The 14,304-nt window shown below is 60.2% G+C and carries 15 protein-coding genes and 1 pseudogene; 9 read left to right on the plus strand and 7 right to left on the minus strand.

From position 1 onward, the window contains the following. Nucleotides 1-59 precede the first annotated feature (59 nt). Both AC3ITA_RS19235 and AC3ITA_RS19240 read right to left on the minus strand, forming a co-directional pair. Nucleotides 60-578, minus strand: a complete 519-nt coding sequence (locus AC3ITA_RS19235) for a cupin domain-containing protein (RefSeq protein WP_095946369.1) — start codon at nucleotides 576-578, stop codon at nucleotides 60-62. A gap of 9 nt (nucleotides 579-587) precedes the next feature. Then, nucleotides 588-1,406: a shikimate 5-dehydrogenase gene (locus tag AC3ITA_RS19240; RefSeq protein WP_095946370.1), complete on the minus strand. Its 819-nt coding sequence runs from the start codon at nucleotides 1,404-1,406 to the stop codon at nucleotides 588-590. Nucleotides 1,407-1,652: 246 nt separating this feature from the next. Between AC3ITA_RS19240 and AC3ITA_RS19245 the strand changes: the two genes are divergently transcribed. The 3 genes from AC3ITA_RS19245 (at nucleotide 1,653) to AC3ITA_RS19255 (ending at nucleotide 2,911) form a co-directional block, all read left to right on the plus strand. Then, on the plus strand, nucleotides 1,653-2,006 hold the full coding sequence (locus tag AC3ITA_RS19245; RefSeq protein WP_489278211.1) for a hypothetical protein: 354 nt from the start codon (nucleotides 1,653-1,655) through the stop codon (nucleotides 2,004-2,006). Between the two features lie 403 nt (nucleotides 2,007-2,409). Continuing rightward, nucleotides 2,410-2,604, plus strand: coding sequence for a hypothetical protein (locus AC3ITA_RS19250; RefSeq protein WP_095946372.1), 195 nt, complete (start codon nucleotides 2,410-2,412; stop codon nucleotides 2,602-2,604). Nucleotides 2,605-2,719: 115 nt separating this feature from the next. After that, entirely contained in the window at nucleotides 2,720-2,911 is a 192-nt protein-coding gene (locus AC3ITA_RS19255; RefSeq protein WP_008004165.1) for a hypothetical protein, read from the plus strand. On the opposite strand, the gene AC3ITA_RS19260 is transcribed toward AC3ITA_RS19255, so the two are convergent. Beyond that, on the minus strand, nucleotides 2,908-3,969 hold the full coding sequence (locus AC3ITA_RS19260) for an AI-2E family transporter (RefSeq protein WP_489278212.1): 1,062 nt from the start codon (nucleotides 3,967-3,969) through the stop codon (nucleotides 2,908-2,910). The two genes, AC3ITA_RS19255 and AC3ITA_RS19260, sit on opposite strands and share 4 nt — an antisense overlap. A gap of 164 nt (nucleotides 3,970-4,133) precedes the next feature. Here AC3ITA_RS19260 and trhP point away from each other — a divergent pair, with 164 nt between their 5' ends. Continuing rightward, nucleotides 4,134-5,459 carry a prephenate-dependent tRNA uridine(34) hydroxylase TrhP gene (trhP, locus tag AC3ITA_RS19265; RefSeq protein WP_489278213.1) on the plus strand — a complete coding sequence of 442 codons (1,326 nt, stop codon included), beginning with the start codon at nucleotides 4,134-4,136 and terminating at the stop codon, nucleotides 5,457-5,459. A 122-nt stretch (nucleotides 5,460-5,581) separates the two neighbouring features. On the opposite strand, the gene AC3ITA_RS19270 is transcribed toward trhP, so the two are convergent. After that, the gene (locus tag AC3ITA_RS19270; protein ID WP_150673436.1) at nucleotides 5,582-6,445 is read right to left on the minus strand and encodes a LysR substrate-binding domain-containing protein; all 864 of its coding nucleotides are present in this window, start codon (nucleotides 6,443-6,445) and stop codon (nucleotides 5,582-5,584) included. Nucleotides 6,446-6,540: 95 nt separating this feature from the next. Between AC3ITA_RS19270 and AC3ITA_RS19275 the strand changes: the two genes are divergently transcribed. Next, entirely contained in the window at nucleotides 6,541-7,452 is a 912-nt protein-coding gene (locus tag AC3ITA_RS19275; RefSeq protein ID WP_489278214.1) for a DMT family transporter, read from the plus strand. A gap of 120 nt (nucleotides 7,453-7,572) precedes the next feature. Here the strand turns inward: AC3ITA_RS19275 and AC3ITA_RS19280 are convergent, their stop codons facing one another. Then, nucleotides 7,573-8,283: a FadR/GntR family transcriptional regulator gene (locus tag AC3ITA_RS19280; RefSeq protein WP_056722458.1), complete on the minus strand. Its 711-nt coding sequence runs from the start codon at nucleotides 8,281-8,283 to the stop codon at nucleotides 7,573-7,575. A gap of 279 nt (nucleotides 8,284-8,562) precedes the next feature. Here AC3ITA_RS19280 and AC3ITA_RS19285 point away from each other — a divergent pair, with 279 nt between their 5' ends. From AC3ITA_RS19285 to ampC, 3 genes are all read left to right on the plus strand, one after another. After that, nucleotides 8,563-9,909, plus strand: coding sequence for an MFS transporter (locus AC3ITA_RS19285; RefSeq protein WP_489278215.1), 1,347 nt, complete (start codon nucleotides 8,563-8,565; stop codon nucleotides 9,907-9,909). 12 nt (nucleotides 9,910-9,921) lie between these two features. Continuing rightward, nucleotides 9,922-11,265: a glucarate dehydratase gene (gudD, locus tag AC3ITA_RS19290; protein WP_095946138.1), complete on the plus strand. Its 1,344-nt coding sequence runs from the start codon at nucleotides 9,922-9,924 to the stop codon at nucleotides 11,263-11,265. Between the two features lie 120 nt (nucleotides 11,266-11,385). Further along, entirely contained in the window at nucleotides 11,386-12,525 is a 1,140-nt protein-coding gene (gene ampC / locus AC3ITA_RS19295; RefSeq protein WP_095946137.1) for a class C beta-lactamase, read from the plus strand. Nucleotides 12,526-12,589: 64 nt separating this feature from the next. Here ampC and AC3ITA_RS19300 read toward each other — a convergent pair whose 3' ends face one another. After that, on the minus strand, nucleotides 12,590-13,141 hold the full coding sequence (locus tag AC3ITA_RS19300; RefSeq protein ID WP_095946136.1) for a DUF4174 domain-containing protein: 552 nt from the start codon (nucleotides 13,139-13,141) through the stop codon (nucleotides 12,590-12,592). A gap of 189 nt (nucleotides 13,142-13,330) precedes the next feature. On the opposite strand from AC3ITA_RS19300, the pseudogene AC3ITA_RS19305 reads away from it, so the two are divergent. Then, nucleotides 13,331-13,414: pseudogene (locus tag AC3ITA_RS19305) on the plus strand (VOC family protein); the annotation flags it as partial. A 20-nt stretch (nucleotides 13,415-13,434) separates the two neighbouring features. On the opposite strand, the gene AC3ITA_RS19310 reads toward AC3ITA_RS19305, so the two are convergent. Continuing rightward, nucleotides 13,435-14,220 (minus strand): sulfite exporter TauE/SafE family protein, encoded by a 786-nt coding sequence (locus AC3ITA_RS19310; protein ID WP_095946135.1) that lies wholly within the window; start codon nucleotides 14,218-14,220, stop codon nucleotides 13,435-13,437. Nucleotides 14,221-14,304 lie beyond the last annotated feature (84 nt).

Below are 14,304 nucleotides of genomic sequence, written 5' to 3' on the forward strand. Positions count from 1 at the left end.
GTTATCGTTGACGTCCATCGCGAGCAGGCTCGCTCCTACAGTAGCTTGAGAGGCTGCGCCTATTCGCCGTCCCAGTAATCCACCCCATCGGCTTGCCGGGCAACGGCAACAAAGCCTGACGCATTACCCTCGGCATCCACCTTGAAATCATCCATCACGGCATACTTGCCGGAATCCGGGTACTCACAGATCTCCGGTGATTGCTGGGTGCTGACGGCCAGGTATCGCAACTCGCCGTTGCTGGTATTGATGATCTGGTGCGCCTTTTCAGGCCCGCCCGGTGGACAGGCGATCACATCACCGGTGCGGATCGGAAAACGTTCGGTTCCCAGGCGGACCTCTCCTTCCCCGGCCACAACGTAGAACATTTCCTCATTGACCCGATGACTGTGGAACGGGCTGCCGCGCATGCCTGGCTCCAGCGCATACAGGCGATAACCCAGCTTTTGCGCCCCCAATTGCTGACCGACTCGGGCCAGGCGCTGTTGATAGCGCCCGGCGGTTTCACCGCCCGGCGCAAACGCTTCGGGCAGCGCTTCAAGTTCGACCGAATCCAGATTGAGAATGGGGGGATGCATGGACAGCTCCTAGCTGCGGGCAAACGCCACGGCCTTGTGAAATTGCTCGTCCGTCGGACGTACGCCGGTATAGAGCACAAATTGCTCCAGTGCCTGGATCGCGATCACTTCCAGTCCGGTGATGACCCGCTTGCCTTCGGCACGAGCACGCACGATCAACGGTGTTTCCGAGGGAATCGCTACCACATCGAAGACAGTTTCCGCTTTTTCGATCACATCAGACTCGAAGGCCAGTTGATCGGCCTCAGGTCCTCCCGTCATGCCGATCGGGGTGACGTTGACCAGCATTTGTGGGCGACGATTCCCCAGCTCGGCCTGCCACTCATACCCCAACGACTGTGCCAGCGCCTGCCCGGCGCGCTCGTTGCGGGCCACGATCAGGCCGTTTTCATAGCCGCCATCGCGCAAGGCGCTCGCCACGGCCTTGGCCATGCCGCCGCTGCCGCGCAAGGCAAAGCTCGAGTCCTTGGGCACCTGGTGTTTTTCAAGCAATTGGGCCACGGCGATGTAGTCGGTGTTGTAGGCCTTGAGATGTCCGTCGGTGTTGACGATGGTGTTGATCGATTGAATGGCGGCGGCAGACGCGTCGAGTTCATCCACCAGGGCAATGCAGGCTTCCTTGAACGGCATCGACACGCCACAACCACGAATCCGCAGGGCGCGAATGCCGGCGACGGCACCCGTCAGGTCCTGGCTGGCAAAGGCCTTGTAGTAAAAATTCAGACCCAGCTGTTCATACAGATGATTGTGAAAACGCAGACCAAAGTTCCCGGGGCGTCCTGAAAGGGACATGCACAGCTGGGTGTCTTTGTTGGGGTTCATCTGCATGGGCAAGCTCCTTCAAATGCACTTTTCGGATGGACGGGATTAGCCCTCCATCGGGTTCTGATCGATCATATAAGTGTGTTAACGCGGCCTTACAGGGGACGGTAAGAAAGTCGGTACAGACCTTACACAAAATTTACCTCGCCGCCGTGCTGTTTTTCGAAAAAAAGCTGTCTTAGAAGTATCCCCGCGACAATCCCTGGGTCTATTGCAGATACAGGCGCCGGGTGGAAGAACCGAGGAACTATCATGATCCGTAAAGTCCCCACAGTAGCCTTGCTGATCGGCACCCTCGCTATCGCAGGACAGGCGCAAGCCGGTGGTGGTAATGACGCCGCGGTATTTGGAGCGATCGTTGGTACTGCCATCGTCGGCTCGGCTCTGATCAACGCCAACCGCCCGGTCTACGTCGCACCGCAACCGGTCTACTACCAGCCCGCGCCGGTTTATTACGCACCACCGCCTCCGGTTTACTACCAGCCGGCCCCGGTCTACGTGCAGCAACCGATCTACTACCGTCCGGTCCCGGTGTACTACGGTCCACCCCGTGGTTACTATGGCCCGCCACGGGGCTACTACGGCCACGGCCATGGCCGCTGGTAACGAACTCATCAAGCCCCGCTGAAACTGCGTAATGCTGTTCACTTAAGGAAGTTGTAGGAGCGAGCTTGCTCGCGATGAACCTGAGAACACCGCGGGGTATCAGGTTTGCAGCGTCATCGTTGACGACCATCGCGAGCAAGCTCGCTCCTACAGAGGACCACATTCGCTTAACTGAACAGCATTACGCTGAAACAGCGGGGCTTTTTTATGCCCGTTTGTCGGTGCAGGTCTGAATAAATCTCGCCAAGGTCGCTATCGGGACAGTGCCCGTGGCTGAAACGGGCAAGATGAACTCGAGCCGATTTCTGCCGTGTGGCAAAAAACGGTCATATTTTTGTCATGACAGTTCCGCAAGCTCGCTGCTGTCCGTCGAAAACAGATTGATAACAACAAGGACGACCACATGCCAACGCAAAACCCGCACCGCATCGTCGGTCTGTGCACCTCCGGCAAGGTGTACAACGCACTGACCGAACTCAAGCACCTGGAAGGTCATCGCAGCGCCAAGTTTCTCTCGCTGCTGGCGCAAAGCCTGGTGCGCAAGGGCCTGCTCAACGAGCAGGAAGTGGTTCATATGCTTGATCAGGTGGTCAGCTGACCGTCCAAGGGTCGTTTACCCCCTCTGGCATCAATGACCACTATCGAAAGCGTTGATTACTCCTCAAGGCACCCGGACCTTACAGTAACTCCACAGATTGATGGAGGTACTTGTCATGTCAAAGGTTCAGATCATGTCCGTTATCGGCAGCGCCGTCCCCGCACAGCTCAGGGAGCTGGGCATGCTCGCCTGCTGGTATCTGGTGCAGGACGGCGTGCAGATCAGCGGCCCGCTCACTTCACTGCCCGCCGCCCGTGAACTGTCGCAACGCATCGGCACCGGCCAGTCCGGCAGGCTCAGCGCCTAAGGCAGCTGCATCCGCGGTTTGGTTTCAACGAAAATGGCCCAGCTCGACATGAACAGGGCCGCGATCAACGGGCCGATGACAAAGCCGTTCAACCCGAAAATCGACAGGCCGCCGAGGGTCGAGATCAAGACCATGTAGTCCGGCATTCTGGTGTCCTTGCCCACCAGCAACGGCCTGAGCAGGTTGTCCACCAGCCCGATCACGAAGACCCCGAACAATACCAGCAACACGCCCTGCCAGATCGCCCCGGTGAACAGGAAAAACGCCGCCACCGGCAGCCAGACGATTCCCGCCCCCACCGCCGGCAGCAGCGACAGAAACGCCATCAACACCGCCCAGAGCAATACGCTGGGAATGTCCAGGAACCAGAAGATCAGACCGCCCAGCGCGCCTTGGGTAATGGCCACCAACAGGTTGCCTTTCACCGTGGCCCGCACCACATGATTGAGCTTGAGCTGCAAACGGCGTTTCTGCTGCTCCTGCAACGGCACCGCCTGGCGTACCTTGCGTGCCAGTTCCGCACCGTCGCGCAGGAAGAAGAACAGCAGGTACAGCATGATGAAGATACTGACGATGAACTCGAACGTACCCTGGCCGAAACTGAATGCATGAGAGGCCAGCACCTGTCCGCCGGTCATTGCGCTCTTGACGATTTTCTCTCGCAGCCCGCTCAACTCGCCCATGCCGAAGCGATCCAGCAGATACTGGAAATACGGTGGCAGGCTGTGCTTGAACTGCGACACGTACCCGGCGATGTCGAGTTCACCGCTCTCGACGCGTTTGTAGAGTACCGCCCCCTCCTGAACCAGCAAGGCGCTGATGGTGATCACCGGCAGAATCGCGATCACCAGGCAAATGCTCAATGTGCACAGCGACGTGAGGTTGCGTGGCCAGCCGAACTTCAGTTGCAGTCGACTCTGCAGTGGCGCAAAGACGATGCCGAGGATCACCGCCCAGAACGCCGCGCCGTAAAACGGCAGCAGGATCCAGATGAAGGCAGCGCTCACCAGCACCAGCAAAACCATCAAGGACTTGTCTTGTAGGGTCGTTTCGTTCATGTCCGATCCGTGCGAGCCAGTCAGGACGAAAAACTTTCGTCTTGATGTTTAGTCCGCCACGGCTCGCGCGAGTGCCATCGGTTTGTTGATCAGGCATAGATCCAGGTCAATAAACCCTTGGCACAGGGCATTTACCCTGTGCGGCTTTTGCGACCGACACCGCCATGACCCTCACCGCGCCAGAACTGCTCGCCCCCGCCGGCACCCTGAAAAACATGCGTTACGCCTTCGCCTACGGCGCCGATGCGGTGTACGCCGGCCAACCGCGCTACAGCCTGCGGGTGCGCAACAACGAATTCGATCATGCCAACCTCGCCCTCGGCATTCGCGAGGCACAGGCCCGGGGCAAGCGCTTCTACGTGGTGGTGAACATCGCGCCGCACAACGCCAAGCTCAAGACCTTCCTCAAGGACCTTGAACCGGTGATCGCCATGGCCCCGGATGCGCTGATCATGTCCGACCCCGGATTGATCATGCTGGTGCGCCGGCACTATCCGCAGATGCCGGTCCACCTTTCGGTGCAGGCCAATACGGTGAACTGGGCGAGCGTCGAGTTCTGGCAGCAGCAAGGCTTGAGCCGGATCATCCTGTCCCGGGAGCTGTCCCTGGAAGAAATCGCCGAGATCCGCGAGCAAGTGCCCGCCATGGAACTGGAAGTGTTCGTGCACGGCGCGTTGTGCATGGCCTATTCCGGTCGCTGCCTGCTGTCGGGCTACATGAACAAGCGTGACGCCAATCAGGGCAGTTGCACCAACGCTTGCCGCTGGAAATACTCGGCGCAACCGGCCACGGAAAACCAGCTCGGCGAGATCGTCCAGACCTTCGATCCCGAACCGACCCTGGGCATCGGTACGCCCACCGATCAGGTGTTCCTGTTGCAAGAAGCCAATCGTCCCGGCGAACAGATGCCGGCCTTCGAAGACGAACACGGCACCTACATCATGAACGCCAAGGACCTGCGCGCCGTGCAGCACGTCGAACGCCTGACCCACATGGGCGTGCACTCCCTGAAAATCGAAGGCCGGACCAAATCGCACTTTTATTGCGCGCGCACCACCCAGGTGTATCGCCGGGCCATCGACGATGCGGTGGCGGGCCGGGCCTTCGACCGCGACCTGATGACCGACCTGGAGTCCCTCGCCCAGCGCGGCTACACCGAAGGTTTTCTGCGCCGGCATGTGCATGACGAATACCAGAACTACCAGAACGGCAGTTCGGTCTCGGAGCGCCAGCAGTTTGCCGGTGAACTGACCGGCCAGCGGCGGGATCGCCTGGCCGAGGTCAAGGTGAAAAACCGCTTCGGCCTGGGCGATCACATGGAGCTGATGACGCCCAAGGGCAACTTCCACTTCGATCTGCATCAATTGCAAAACGCCAAGGGTGAAGCGATCGAAGTTGCACCGGGGGATGGGCATACGGTGTATTTGCCGATTCCGGATGCGGTGGATCTGGAGTTTGGTTTGCTGATGCGGGACGTAGGTGTGAACTGACCTTCAAATACACACAAAACCCTGTGGGAGCGAGCTTGCTCGCGATAGCGGAGTGTCAGTCACTTTCAACGTTGACTGATGCACTGCTATCGCGAGCAGGCTCGCTCCTACAAGGAAATGCGTCAGACAAATTCCTCGCGCAGCATCGCCACAAACGCCTCACGCGCCGGATGCACCCCGGCGTTTTCATGCCAATAGAACAGGTTGTCGACGGCGGTCAGTTCGGGGAACTCAAACCCCGCGCACCCGGCGCCTTTGGCGTATTGATCGAACACGCCTTTGGGCACCAGCGCCACGCCGGCCCCGGCGCTGACGCAACCGACAATTGCGCCATAGCTGGCCAGGCTGACAATCGGCAGCGCCTGCCCCTGTCGCAACAGCCAATGCTCCAGCGCCGCCCGGTATGGACAGCCCTGGGGCCACATGAACACGGTCTGGTCCTGCAAATCGCTGACGTCCCGCAGCGGCCCCAGGGAGGTCGAGGCGATCAGCAGCAGCTCTTCGCGGTACATCGGCGTGCGCTTGAGGTGCGCACGCTCGACGTCCACCGCCACGATGGCACCGTCGAGCTTGTGATTGAGCGTGTCATCGAGCAACTGCCCCCAGGAGCCGGTGCTCAACTCCAGCGCTACCTGTGGGAAACGCTTGTGGAATTTCGCCAGCAAACGCGGCAATCGCCCGGTGGCCGACGACTCGATGGCCCCGATGCGCAATGGCCCCGACGGTTCGGCCGAAGGGTCGACCGCACGCTTGGCCTCGGCGGTGAGGGCAAGAATTTTCGAGGCGTAGGCCAGAAAAGTCTGCCCCGACGGGCTGATGCGCAGCCCTCGCCCCTCACGCAGAAACAGCGCGACACCCAGTTCGGCCTCCAGGGCCTTGATCCGTGCCGTGATGTTCGACGGCACGCAATGCAGTAATTCGGCCGCGCGGGCGATGCTGCCGACATCGGCCACGGTCTTGAACATGCGAATCTGTGCCAGTTCCATACATCACCCACAGTGAACGGTTCTAGCATTATAAGTCAGTTGTGGCGAACGATCCGCTTTCCGATACTCGGTGCATCCACCACAGGTGCACGACCATGACGCCGCTCACACCCTCCCCCGTTTCACCCTGGAAAATCATCCTGGCCATGGTGTTTGTCGTGGCGTGCTGGGGCTATTCCCCGACCGGCATCCATATCGGCTTACAGGCCTACGACCCCGTGCATCTGGCACTGCTGCGCTTCCTGCTGGCTTCCGTATTCATGGCCGTGGTCGCGATGTTCAAGGGCGTTCGCCTGCCGAGTCTGCGCGATCTGCCGCTGATGTTCGGCCTGGGTTTCTTCGCGGTAAGCCTGCACCACGTGGCTATCAACTTCGGACAGCAGGGTGTCAGCGCAGGTGCTTCGAGCGTGTTGGCGCAGACCACGCCGCTGTTCAGCACATTGATTGCACGCTTCGTGTTCAAGGATCAGGTGAGCCTGTGGCGCTGGGGGTGTGTGCTGCTCGGATTGTTTGGCGTGCTGGTTGTCGTAGCCGGCGATCACGGCCTGGGCAGCATCGACGCCCACGGCTTGTTGATCCTGCTGGCAGCGGTGTCCTGGAGCCTCTACTTTGCCCTGCAAAAGCATCACACCGGGCGTTACGACGGGCTGACGCTGGTGTGTTACACGGTGTGGTCCGGGACAGCGCTGTTGCTGGTTTTTTTGCCCGGCCTGGCGGATCAAGTCGCCCAGGCGCCGCTGCGCGTACAGTTTGCAGTGATTGCCCTGGGGATATTTCCCAGTGCCCTGGCGTACCTGGCCTGGGCCTATGTGCTGGCGCATGTCGATTTGAGCCGGGCGACGATGACCCTGTATTTGACGCCGCCGACGGCGATGGTCATTGCGTCTTATGCGCTTGGCGAGCGGCCGACGTCGATGATCGTGGTCGGCGGGTTAGTGGTGTTGGCGAGTGTGCTGGCGTTGAATCTGGAGCGGCAGCCGGTCGTTGCTCGGGTTGCCAGAATTTAATCTGATTTCTGCGCTGACTCGTCTGGCGTCATCGCGAGCAGGCTCGCTTCCACAGGGGTACGCATTCCAATGTGGAAGCGAGCCTGCTCGCGAAGAACGATGACGCGGTATCACTGACCATCAACTGGCCGAAAACCGGTCGCGACTGTTGGTCAGGTGCAGCCACATCGCCGCCCTCGCCGCGTCCGGATCCTGGCGTTTGATGGCGTTGAGAATCGCCTCGTGCTCCAGGTTGGCCAACTGACCGAGCTTGCTCAAATCCACCGCGCCACGCTCGGCGGCATTGACCCGGGTGCGCGGGATCATGGCACTGCCCAGGTGCTGCATGATTTCGGTGAAGCAAACGTTGCCGGTGGCTTCGGCGATCAGCAGATGAAAGCGCCGGTCCGCTTCGACACAGCTGTCGTTGTTGGCCAGCAGGCTTTGATAGTCATCCAGCGCTTCACGCATCTGCGCCAGCTGCAGGTCGGTGCGGCGCGTTGCCGCCAGCGCCGCCGCCTGGGTTTCCAGGCCCATGCGCAACTCCAAAATACTGCGCACCCCCAACGCCGTATCGACATTCAGCCGCAGCCCCTGCTCCGGCGCGCGCTCGATCACGAACGTGCCAATGCCGTGCCGGGTTTCCACCAGCCCCGAGGCTTGCAGCTTCGAGATCGCCTCACGCACCACCGTGCGGCTGACCCCGTGTTCCTGAACGATGGTGTTTTCCGACGGCAACTTGTCACCGGGCAACATCTGGCCGAGCAGGATGCGCTGGGTCAGTTTCTCCACCAAGTCATGGGCCAGGTTGTGGCTGCGCTTGCGGGCGGGTACTTCGAGGTCTTCTTGCATGGGAGTGTCCGAAATCAGGGCTATCGAATCGTAGCACCGCGCCGGACGGGAATCCTGAAAAATCTCGTCTAGCTTGTATGACAACACTCAACAACACGCCCATATTGAGCAGCCAGAAAGGCCATCAATCACCACTAATAGAATAAATAATCCCAGCAAAAGCGCTATTCTGTTGGACGAACGTAGTTGCGCGATCAAAAAATCTAGTTGTATGATGTCTATCAACAACACAACACCCAGCTTCACCCCGCATAAAAATAACGAGTGGGAGAAAACGCAGTGAATACATCCATCTCCGGGATGCACGACGACGCCAATTCAGCGCTGAAGTCCGCCATCGCCAAAGTCAAACGTCACGTCTTGCCGCTGTTCGTCATCATGTTCATCGTCAATTACATTGATCGCGTGAACATCGGTTTTGTCCGTGCCCACATGGAACACGACCTGGGCATTGGCGCGGCCGCCTATGGCCTGGGTGCCGGTCTGTTCTTCATCGGTTATGCACTGTTCGAGGTGCCCTCCAACATCCTTCTGCAGAAAGTCGGCGCGCGTATATGGCTGACGCGGATCATGCTGACCTGGGGCCTGGTCGCCGCGGGCATGGCGTTCATCCAGAACGAAACCCACTTCTACATCCTGCGTTTTCTGCTGGGCGTGGCCGAAGCCGGGTTCTTTCCCGGGGTGATCTACTACTTCACCCGCTGGTTGCCCGGCGTAGAGCGCGGCAAGGCGATTGCGATTTTCCTCAGCGGCTCGGCGATTGCCTCGCTGATCTCCGGCCCGCTGTCCGGGCTACTCCTGCAAATCAGCGGCCTGGGCATGCACGGCTGGCAATGGATGTACTTCATCGAAGGCATGTTTTCGGTGGGGTTGTGCGTGTTCGTCTGGTTCTGGCTGGACTCCAGACCCCATGACGCCAAATGGCTGAGCCGCGAAGAGCAGGATGCACTGGTCAAGGCCATCGACGACGAACAACTGGCCCGGGAGGCCGCCACGCCGATCAAGCCGTCGCTGGGCAAGTTGCTCAAGGATCGCCAGATCATCCTGTTCTGCCTGATCTACTTCTTTATCCAGCTGACCATCTACGCCGCGACCTTCTGGCTGCCGAGCATCATCAAGAAGATGGGCGAGCTGAGCGATGTCCAGGTCGGGCTGTTCAACTCGATCCCGTGGTTGCTGTCGATTGTCGGCATGTACGCCTTCGCGTCCCTGTCGGCCAAGTGGAAACACCAGCAAGCCTGGGTTGCCACTGCCCTGCTGATCGCCGCGGCCGGGATGTTCATGTCCACCACCGGCGGGCCGGTCTTCGCCTTTGTCGCCATCTGCTTTGCTGCACTGGGCTTCAAATCGGCCTCGTCGCTGTTCTGGCCGATTCCCCAGGCCTATCTGGATGCGCGCATTGCCGCCGGTGTCATCGCGCTGATCAACTCGGTGGGCAACCTCGGCGGCTTCGTTGCGCCGACCACGTTCGGCCTGCTGGAAGAACGCACCGGTTCCATTCAGGGCGGGCTGTACGGCCTGGCCGCGACCTCGATCATCGCCGCCATCATCGTGTTTGCCGCCCGCAACAAACCCAAATCCGCGCCTGCCGTCGAATCGGCCAAAGCTGCGCCACGTCACGCCTGAAAGGATAAAAAAATGACTGCACAAGAAATCGCCAAGGCCCCGATCATCACCAGCATGCAGATTGTTCCGGTGGCCGGCCACGATGGCATGCTACTCAACCTGAGCGGCGCCCACGGCCCGTTTTTCACCCGCAACATCGTGATCCTCAAGGACAACGCCGGCCATACCGGCGTTGGCGAAGTGCCGGGAGGCGAGCGCATTCGCCAGACCCTCGAAGACGCCCGCAGCCTGGTGGTCGGCAGCCCGATTGGCACTTATCAGAAGATTCTCAATCAGGTACGCCAGACCTTCGCCGATCGCGATGCCGGCGGCCGCGGTTTGCAGACCTTCGACCTGCGCATCACCATCCACGCGGTTACCGGCCTGGAAGCCGCATTGCTCGACTTGCTCGGCCAGCACCTGGACGTGCCGGTGGCCGCCCTGCTCGGCGAAGGTCAGCAGCGCGATGAAGTGAAGATGCTCGGCTATCTGTTCTATGTCGGTGATCGCAACGAAACCGACCTCGCCTACCGCAGCGAACCGGACGCCGACAACGACTGGTTCCGCGTGCGGCACGAGAAAGCCATGACCGCCGATGCGGTGGTGCGCCTGGCCGAGGCGGCCCACGCGCGTTATGGCTTCAAGGACTTCAAACTCAAGGGTGGCGTGCTCAGCGGCAACGCCGAAATCGAAGCCGTCACGGCCCTGGCTGAACGCTTCCCCGATGCGCGCATCACCCTCGACCCGAATGGCGCCTGGTCATTGAAAGAAGCCATCCGCCTGTGCCGCGATCAGCATCACGTCCTGGCCTATGCCGAAGACCCGTGCGGGGCGGAAAACGGTTACTCGGGACGCGAAGTCATGGCTGAATTCCGCCGGGCCACAGGCCTGAAAACCGCAACCAACATGATCGCCACCGACTGGCGGGAGATGGGCCACGCGATCCAGTTGCAGTCAGTCGACATTCCCCTGGCCGACCCGCACTTCTGGACCCTGCAGGGCTCGGTACGCGTGGCGCAGATGTGCCACGAGTGGGGCCTGACCTGGGGCTCGCACTCCAACAACCACTTCGACATCTCCCTGGCGATGTTCACCCATGTCGCGGCGGCCGCGCCGGGCGAGATCACCGCCATCGACACCCACTGGATCTGGCAGGACGGCCAGCGCCTGACCAAGGCCCCGCTGCAAATCGTCGACGGCTGCGTGCAGGTGCCACAGAAACCGGGGCTGGGGGTGGAGCTGGACTTGGACCAGGTCGCCAAAGCTCATGAACTCTACAAAGGCATGGGCCTGGGGGCGCGGGATGACAGCATGGCGATGCAGTTCCTGATTCCCGGCTGGAAGTTCGATAACAAGCGGCCGTGCCTGGTACGTTGAATCGACGGATGCGCATCTTGTAACAATAAACCCGACCCGCCTGTGGGCGGTCGGTTTTAAAAAACAGGGTTTCTTCCCCTAGAATGGCGCGCAACTAAATCAACGACGGACGAAACCAACATGGACAGGCTGAAAACCATCGTCGCTTGGATAGCGATATTCGCCGCGGGCCAGTGCGTGGCACAGGATCAAATCGAGACCGTGGTGAACGCCGCTGTACAACCGGTGATGCAGGCCGAGGGTATTCACGGAATGGCCGTGGCAGTCACCGTCAACGGCCAGGCGCATTACTTCAACTATGGCGTCGCCTCGAAAGAAACCGGCAACCCCGTTACGCAAGACACCCTGTTCGAAATCGGCTCTGTCAGTAAAACCTTCACCGCCACCCTCGCCGCCTACGCCCAGGCCACGGGCAAGCTGTCGCTGTCGGACAAGGCCAGTCATGTCCTGCCGGCCTTGCGCGGCAGTGCGTTCGACCACATCAGCGTGCTGCAACTGGGCACTTACAGCGCCGGTGGCCTACCGCTGCAATTCCCTGCTGAATCTGATTCGGCCGACAAAATGCTCGGCTACTACAAACAATGGAAACCGCTCTACGCCCCCGGCAGCCACCGACTGTATTCGAACCCCAGTCTCGGCCTGTTCGGCTACCTCGCCGCCCAAAGCATGGGCCAGCCGTTTGATGAGCTGATGGAGAAAACCCTGCTGCCGAAACTGGGCCTCCAGCACACCTATGTGCACGTGCCGCAGGATCAGATGGCGCTGTACGCCCAGGGCTACAACAAGGATGGCCAACCGGTACGTGTCACTCCGGGTGCGCTGGATTCCGAGGCATATGGGGTGAAAACCAGCGCCGCGGACTTGCTGGGCTATGTCGGTGCAAACATGAAACCGGCGTCCCTGGAAAAGCCGTTGCAGCAAGCCATCGCCCTGACCCATAGCGGTTACTACACCGTTGGCGATATGACCCAGGGCCTCGGTTGGGAGATGTATCGCTACCCGATCACACTGGATCGTTTGCTGGAGGGCAACTCCACGCCGATGGCCATGCAGGCCCATGAAGTCCGGTGGCTGAACCCGTCACAAGCGCTGCCGCTGAACGTGCTGATCAACAAGACAGGCTCAACCGGTGGCTTTGGGGCATACGTGGCGTACGTGCCATCGAAGGACATTGGCATTGTGATGCTGGCCAACAAGAATTATCCCAATGCAGAACGGGTCAAGATTGCCCATCAGATTCTGAGTACCCTTTCCCAATAGTGGCTGATCCATCTGTGGGAGCTCGCTCCCACAGCAAAACCTTCCATCGCCACAAGATTGAGGTTCAATCATCCGGCATTTCAGGCGGCTTGGCGGGCTTGGCCGGTTTTCCGGATTTTGTACCTTTGGCGCCTTTGGCCGCCGGTTCCGCTTCAGTGACGGGAGCGGCCACGGTCGCGGTAAATTCTTTCTCGGCCGCCGGCAACTGATCGACAGCGCTGAAAATCTCCTCCAGCTTGATGGCGTCCGACTGTTCAAGTTTCTTTTCGCCGTCCTTGCCGACCAGAATCACCTTGGTCTTGGCGCCGGCACCCAGTTTGAGCGAGCGGATCAGTGCCGCAGTGTCCTGCGGCCCCAGGTCCTTGCCGTCGCGCTGGCCCATCAGGTTCAGTACGGTGTAGAGCACCATGTTGCGGTCGGTGAAACCCTTGCGATTGGCCGGCTCATCCAGGGACTTTTTCAGGCTGACCCAGGCCGGATCAACCGTGCTCGGAGCGATGACGATCAGTGGCCGGGCCCTGCCCTTGTCCATGTCCAGTGGTGAGTCGCCATCGGCGGCGAACGAGGTGCCGGCAATCGCCAGCAAAGTAGCCAGGGTCAGTGACCTGATGAGCATGCGCATCTCCTTTTGATATCCACGCTCTAATGATTGCGCATTGCGGCGATCGTTCCGGGTGACGTACCGCAAATATGTCTCGCCTTGCCCCAAGCTTAGGTCAGGGCGGTCATTGCGCAACAGACTGGGCTAATCATGAGGGCTTATGACAGCCCGCTCGATCCGTGGCGCGGTGAGCAATGATTGAGGGAGGTCAATGATCAGACGGGAGGACGGCGGGTGTATTTCGATGACCCGGACGGGCATCTGCTGGAAATATTCACCCGCGAATGAAGCTTACGTGACGGCTTGAATCAGAACGCCAGTTTGTAGCCGATCATCAACAGCATGGTCGCCAGGCAAGGGCGCAGTACTTCGTCGGAGATACGCCCGGTCAGGTGGCTGCCCAGGTAAATCCCCGGCAACGAGCCCACCAGCAAGTAACCCAGGACGTGCCAATCCATGTTGCCCATGCTGGCATGGCCAAGGCCCGCGACCAGGGTCAGCGGCACGGCATGGGCGATTTCAGTCCCCACCAGGCGGCGGGTCGGCAGCATCGGATAGAGAATGAACAGTGCCACGGTGCCCAGCGCACCGGCACCGATGGACGTCAGCGCGACCACGGCGCCAAGGACCAGCCCGGTGATGACCGTCATCACGTTCAAGCGCAATCCGCTGGGGTTGTAGTTGCCGCCCGCACGTTTGTGGGCGAAGTCGAGCAGGCGCCTCTTGAACAGGATCGCCAATGCCGTGGCGAACAACACAAACCCGAGGGACTGCTTGATGATCGCGTTCATCGCCTCGGGGGCGCTGTGCAGTGTACTGAGGAACCACAGCGTCAACGCCACCGCGGGCACGCTGCCCAAGGTCAGCCAGCCGGTAATCGCCCAGTCGATGTTGTTGTTCTTGCGGTGAACCAGTACGCCGCTGGACTTGGTGATGGCGGCGTACAGCAGGTCGGTACCGACCGCCGTCGCCGGGTTGATCCCGAACCACAGCAGGATCGGGGTCATGAGCGACCCGCCACCTACGCCAGTCATGCCGACGATGAAGCCGACGACCAGCCCGGCAACGACCAACCCGATGTTCAGTAAATCCATGAATACGTCCACAACGATCGCAGGGGAAATCCGGCCCGCAGCATAACGGCATTTCTTATAACCAGCTATATCGATGCGATCTAT

This window comes from Pseudomonas sp. GL_090, assembly GCF_057837765.1.

Excerpts from the sequence above, each read along its gene's own strand:
- AC3ITA_RS19240 (WP_095946370.1), bottom strand. The coding sequence starts at position 1,406 with ATGCAGATGAACCCCAACAAAGACACCCAGCTGTGCATGTCCCTTTCA.
- AC3ITA_RS19245 (WP_489278211.1), top strand. The coding sequence starts at position 1,653 with ATGATCCGTAAAGTCCCCACAGTAGCCTTGCTGATCGGCACCCTCGCT.
- AC3ITA_RS19260 (WP_489278212.1), bottom strand. The coding sequence starts at position 3,969 with ATGAACGAAACGACCCTACAAGACAAGTCCTTGATGGTTTTGCTGGTG.
- AC3ITA_RS19270 (WP_150673436.1), bottom strand. The coding sequence starts at position 6,445 with ATGGAACTGGCACAGATTCGCATGTTCAAGACCGTGGCCGATGTCGGC.
- AC3ITA_RS19280 (WP_056722458.1), bottom strand. The coding sequence starts at position 8,283 with ATGCAAGAAGACCTCGAAGTACCCGCCCGCAAGCGCAGCCACAACCTG.
- AC3ITA_RS19235 (WP_095946369.1), bottom strand. The coding sequence starts at position 578 with ATGCATCCCCCCATTCTCAATCTGGATTCGGTCGAACTTGAAGCGCTG.
- AC3ITA_RS19300 (WP_095946136.1), bottom strand. The coding sequence starts at position 13,141 with ATGCTCATCAGGTCACTGACCCTGGCTACTTTGCTGGCGATTGCCGGC.
- AC3ITA_RS19275 (WP_489278214.1), top strand. The coding sequence starts at position 6,541 with ATGACGCCGCTCACACCCTCCCCCGTTTCACCCTGGAAAATCATCCTG.
- AC3ITA_RS19255 (WP_008004165.1), top strand. The coding sequence starts at position 2,720 with ATGTCAAAGGTTCAGATCATGTCCGTTATCGGCAGCGCCGTCCCCGCA.
- ampC (WP_095946137.1), top strand. The coding sequence starts at position 11,386 with ATGGACAGGCTGAAAACCATCGTCGCTTGGATAGCGATATTCGCCGCG.
- AC3ITA_RS19310 (WP_095946135.1), bottom strand. The coding sequence starts at position 14,220 with ATGGATTTACTGAACATCGGGTTGGTCGTTGCCGGGCTGGTCGTCGGC.
- gudD (WP_095946138.1), top strand. The coding sequence starts at position 9,922 with ATGACTGCACAAGAAATCGCCAAGGCCCCGATCATCACCAGCATGCAG.
- AC3ITA_RS19250 (WP_095946372.1), top strand. The coding sequence starts at position 2,410 with ATGCCAACGCAAAACCCGCACCGCATCGTCGGTCTGTGCACCTCCGGC.
- trhP (WP_489278213.1), top strand. The coding sequence starts at position 4,134 with ATGACCCTCACCGCGCCAGAACTGCTCGCCCCCGCCGGCACCCTGAAA.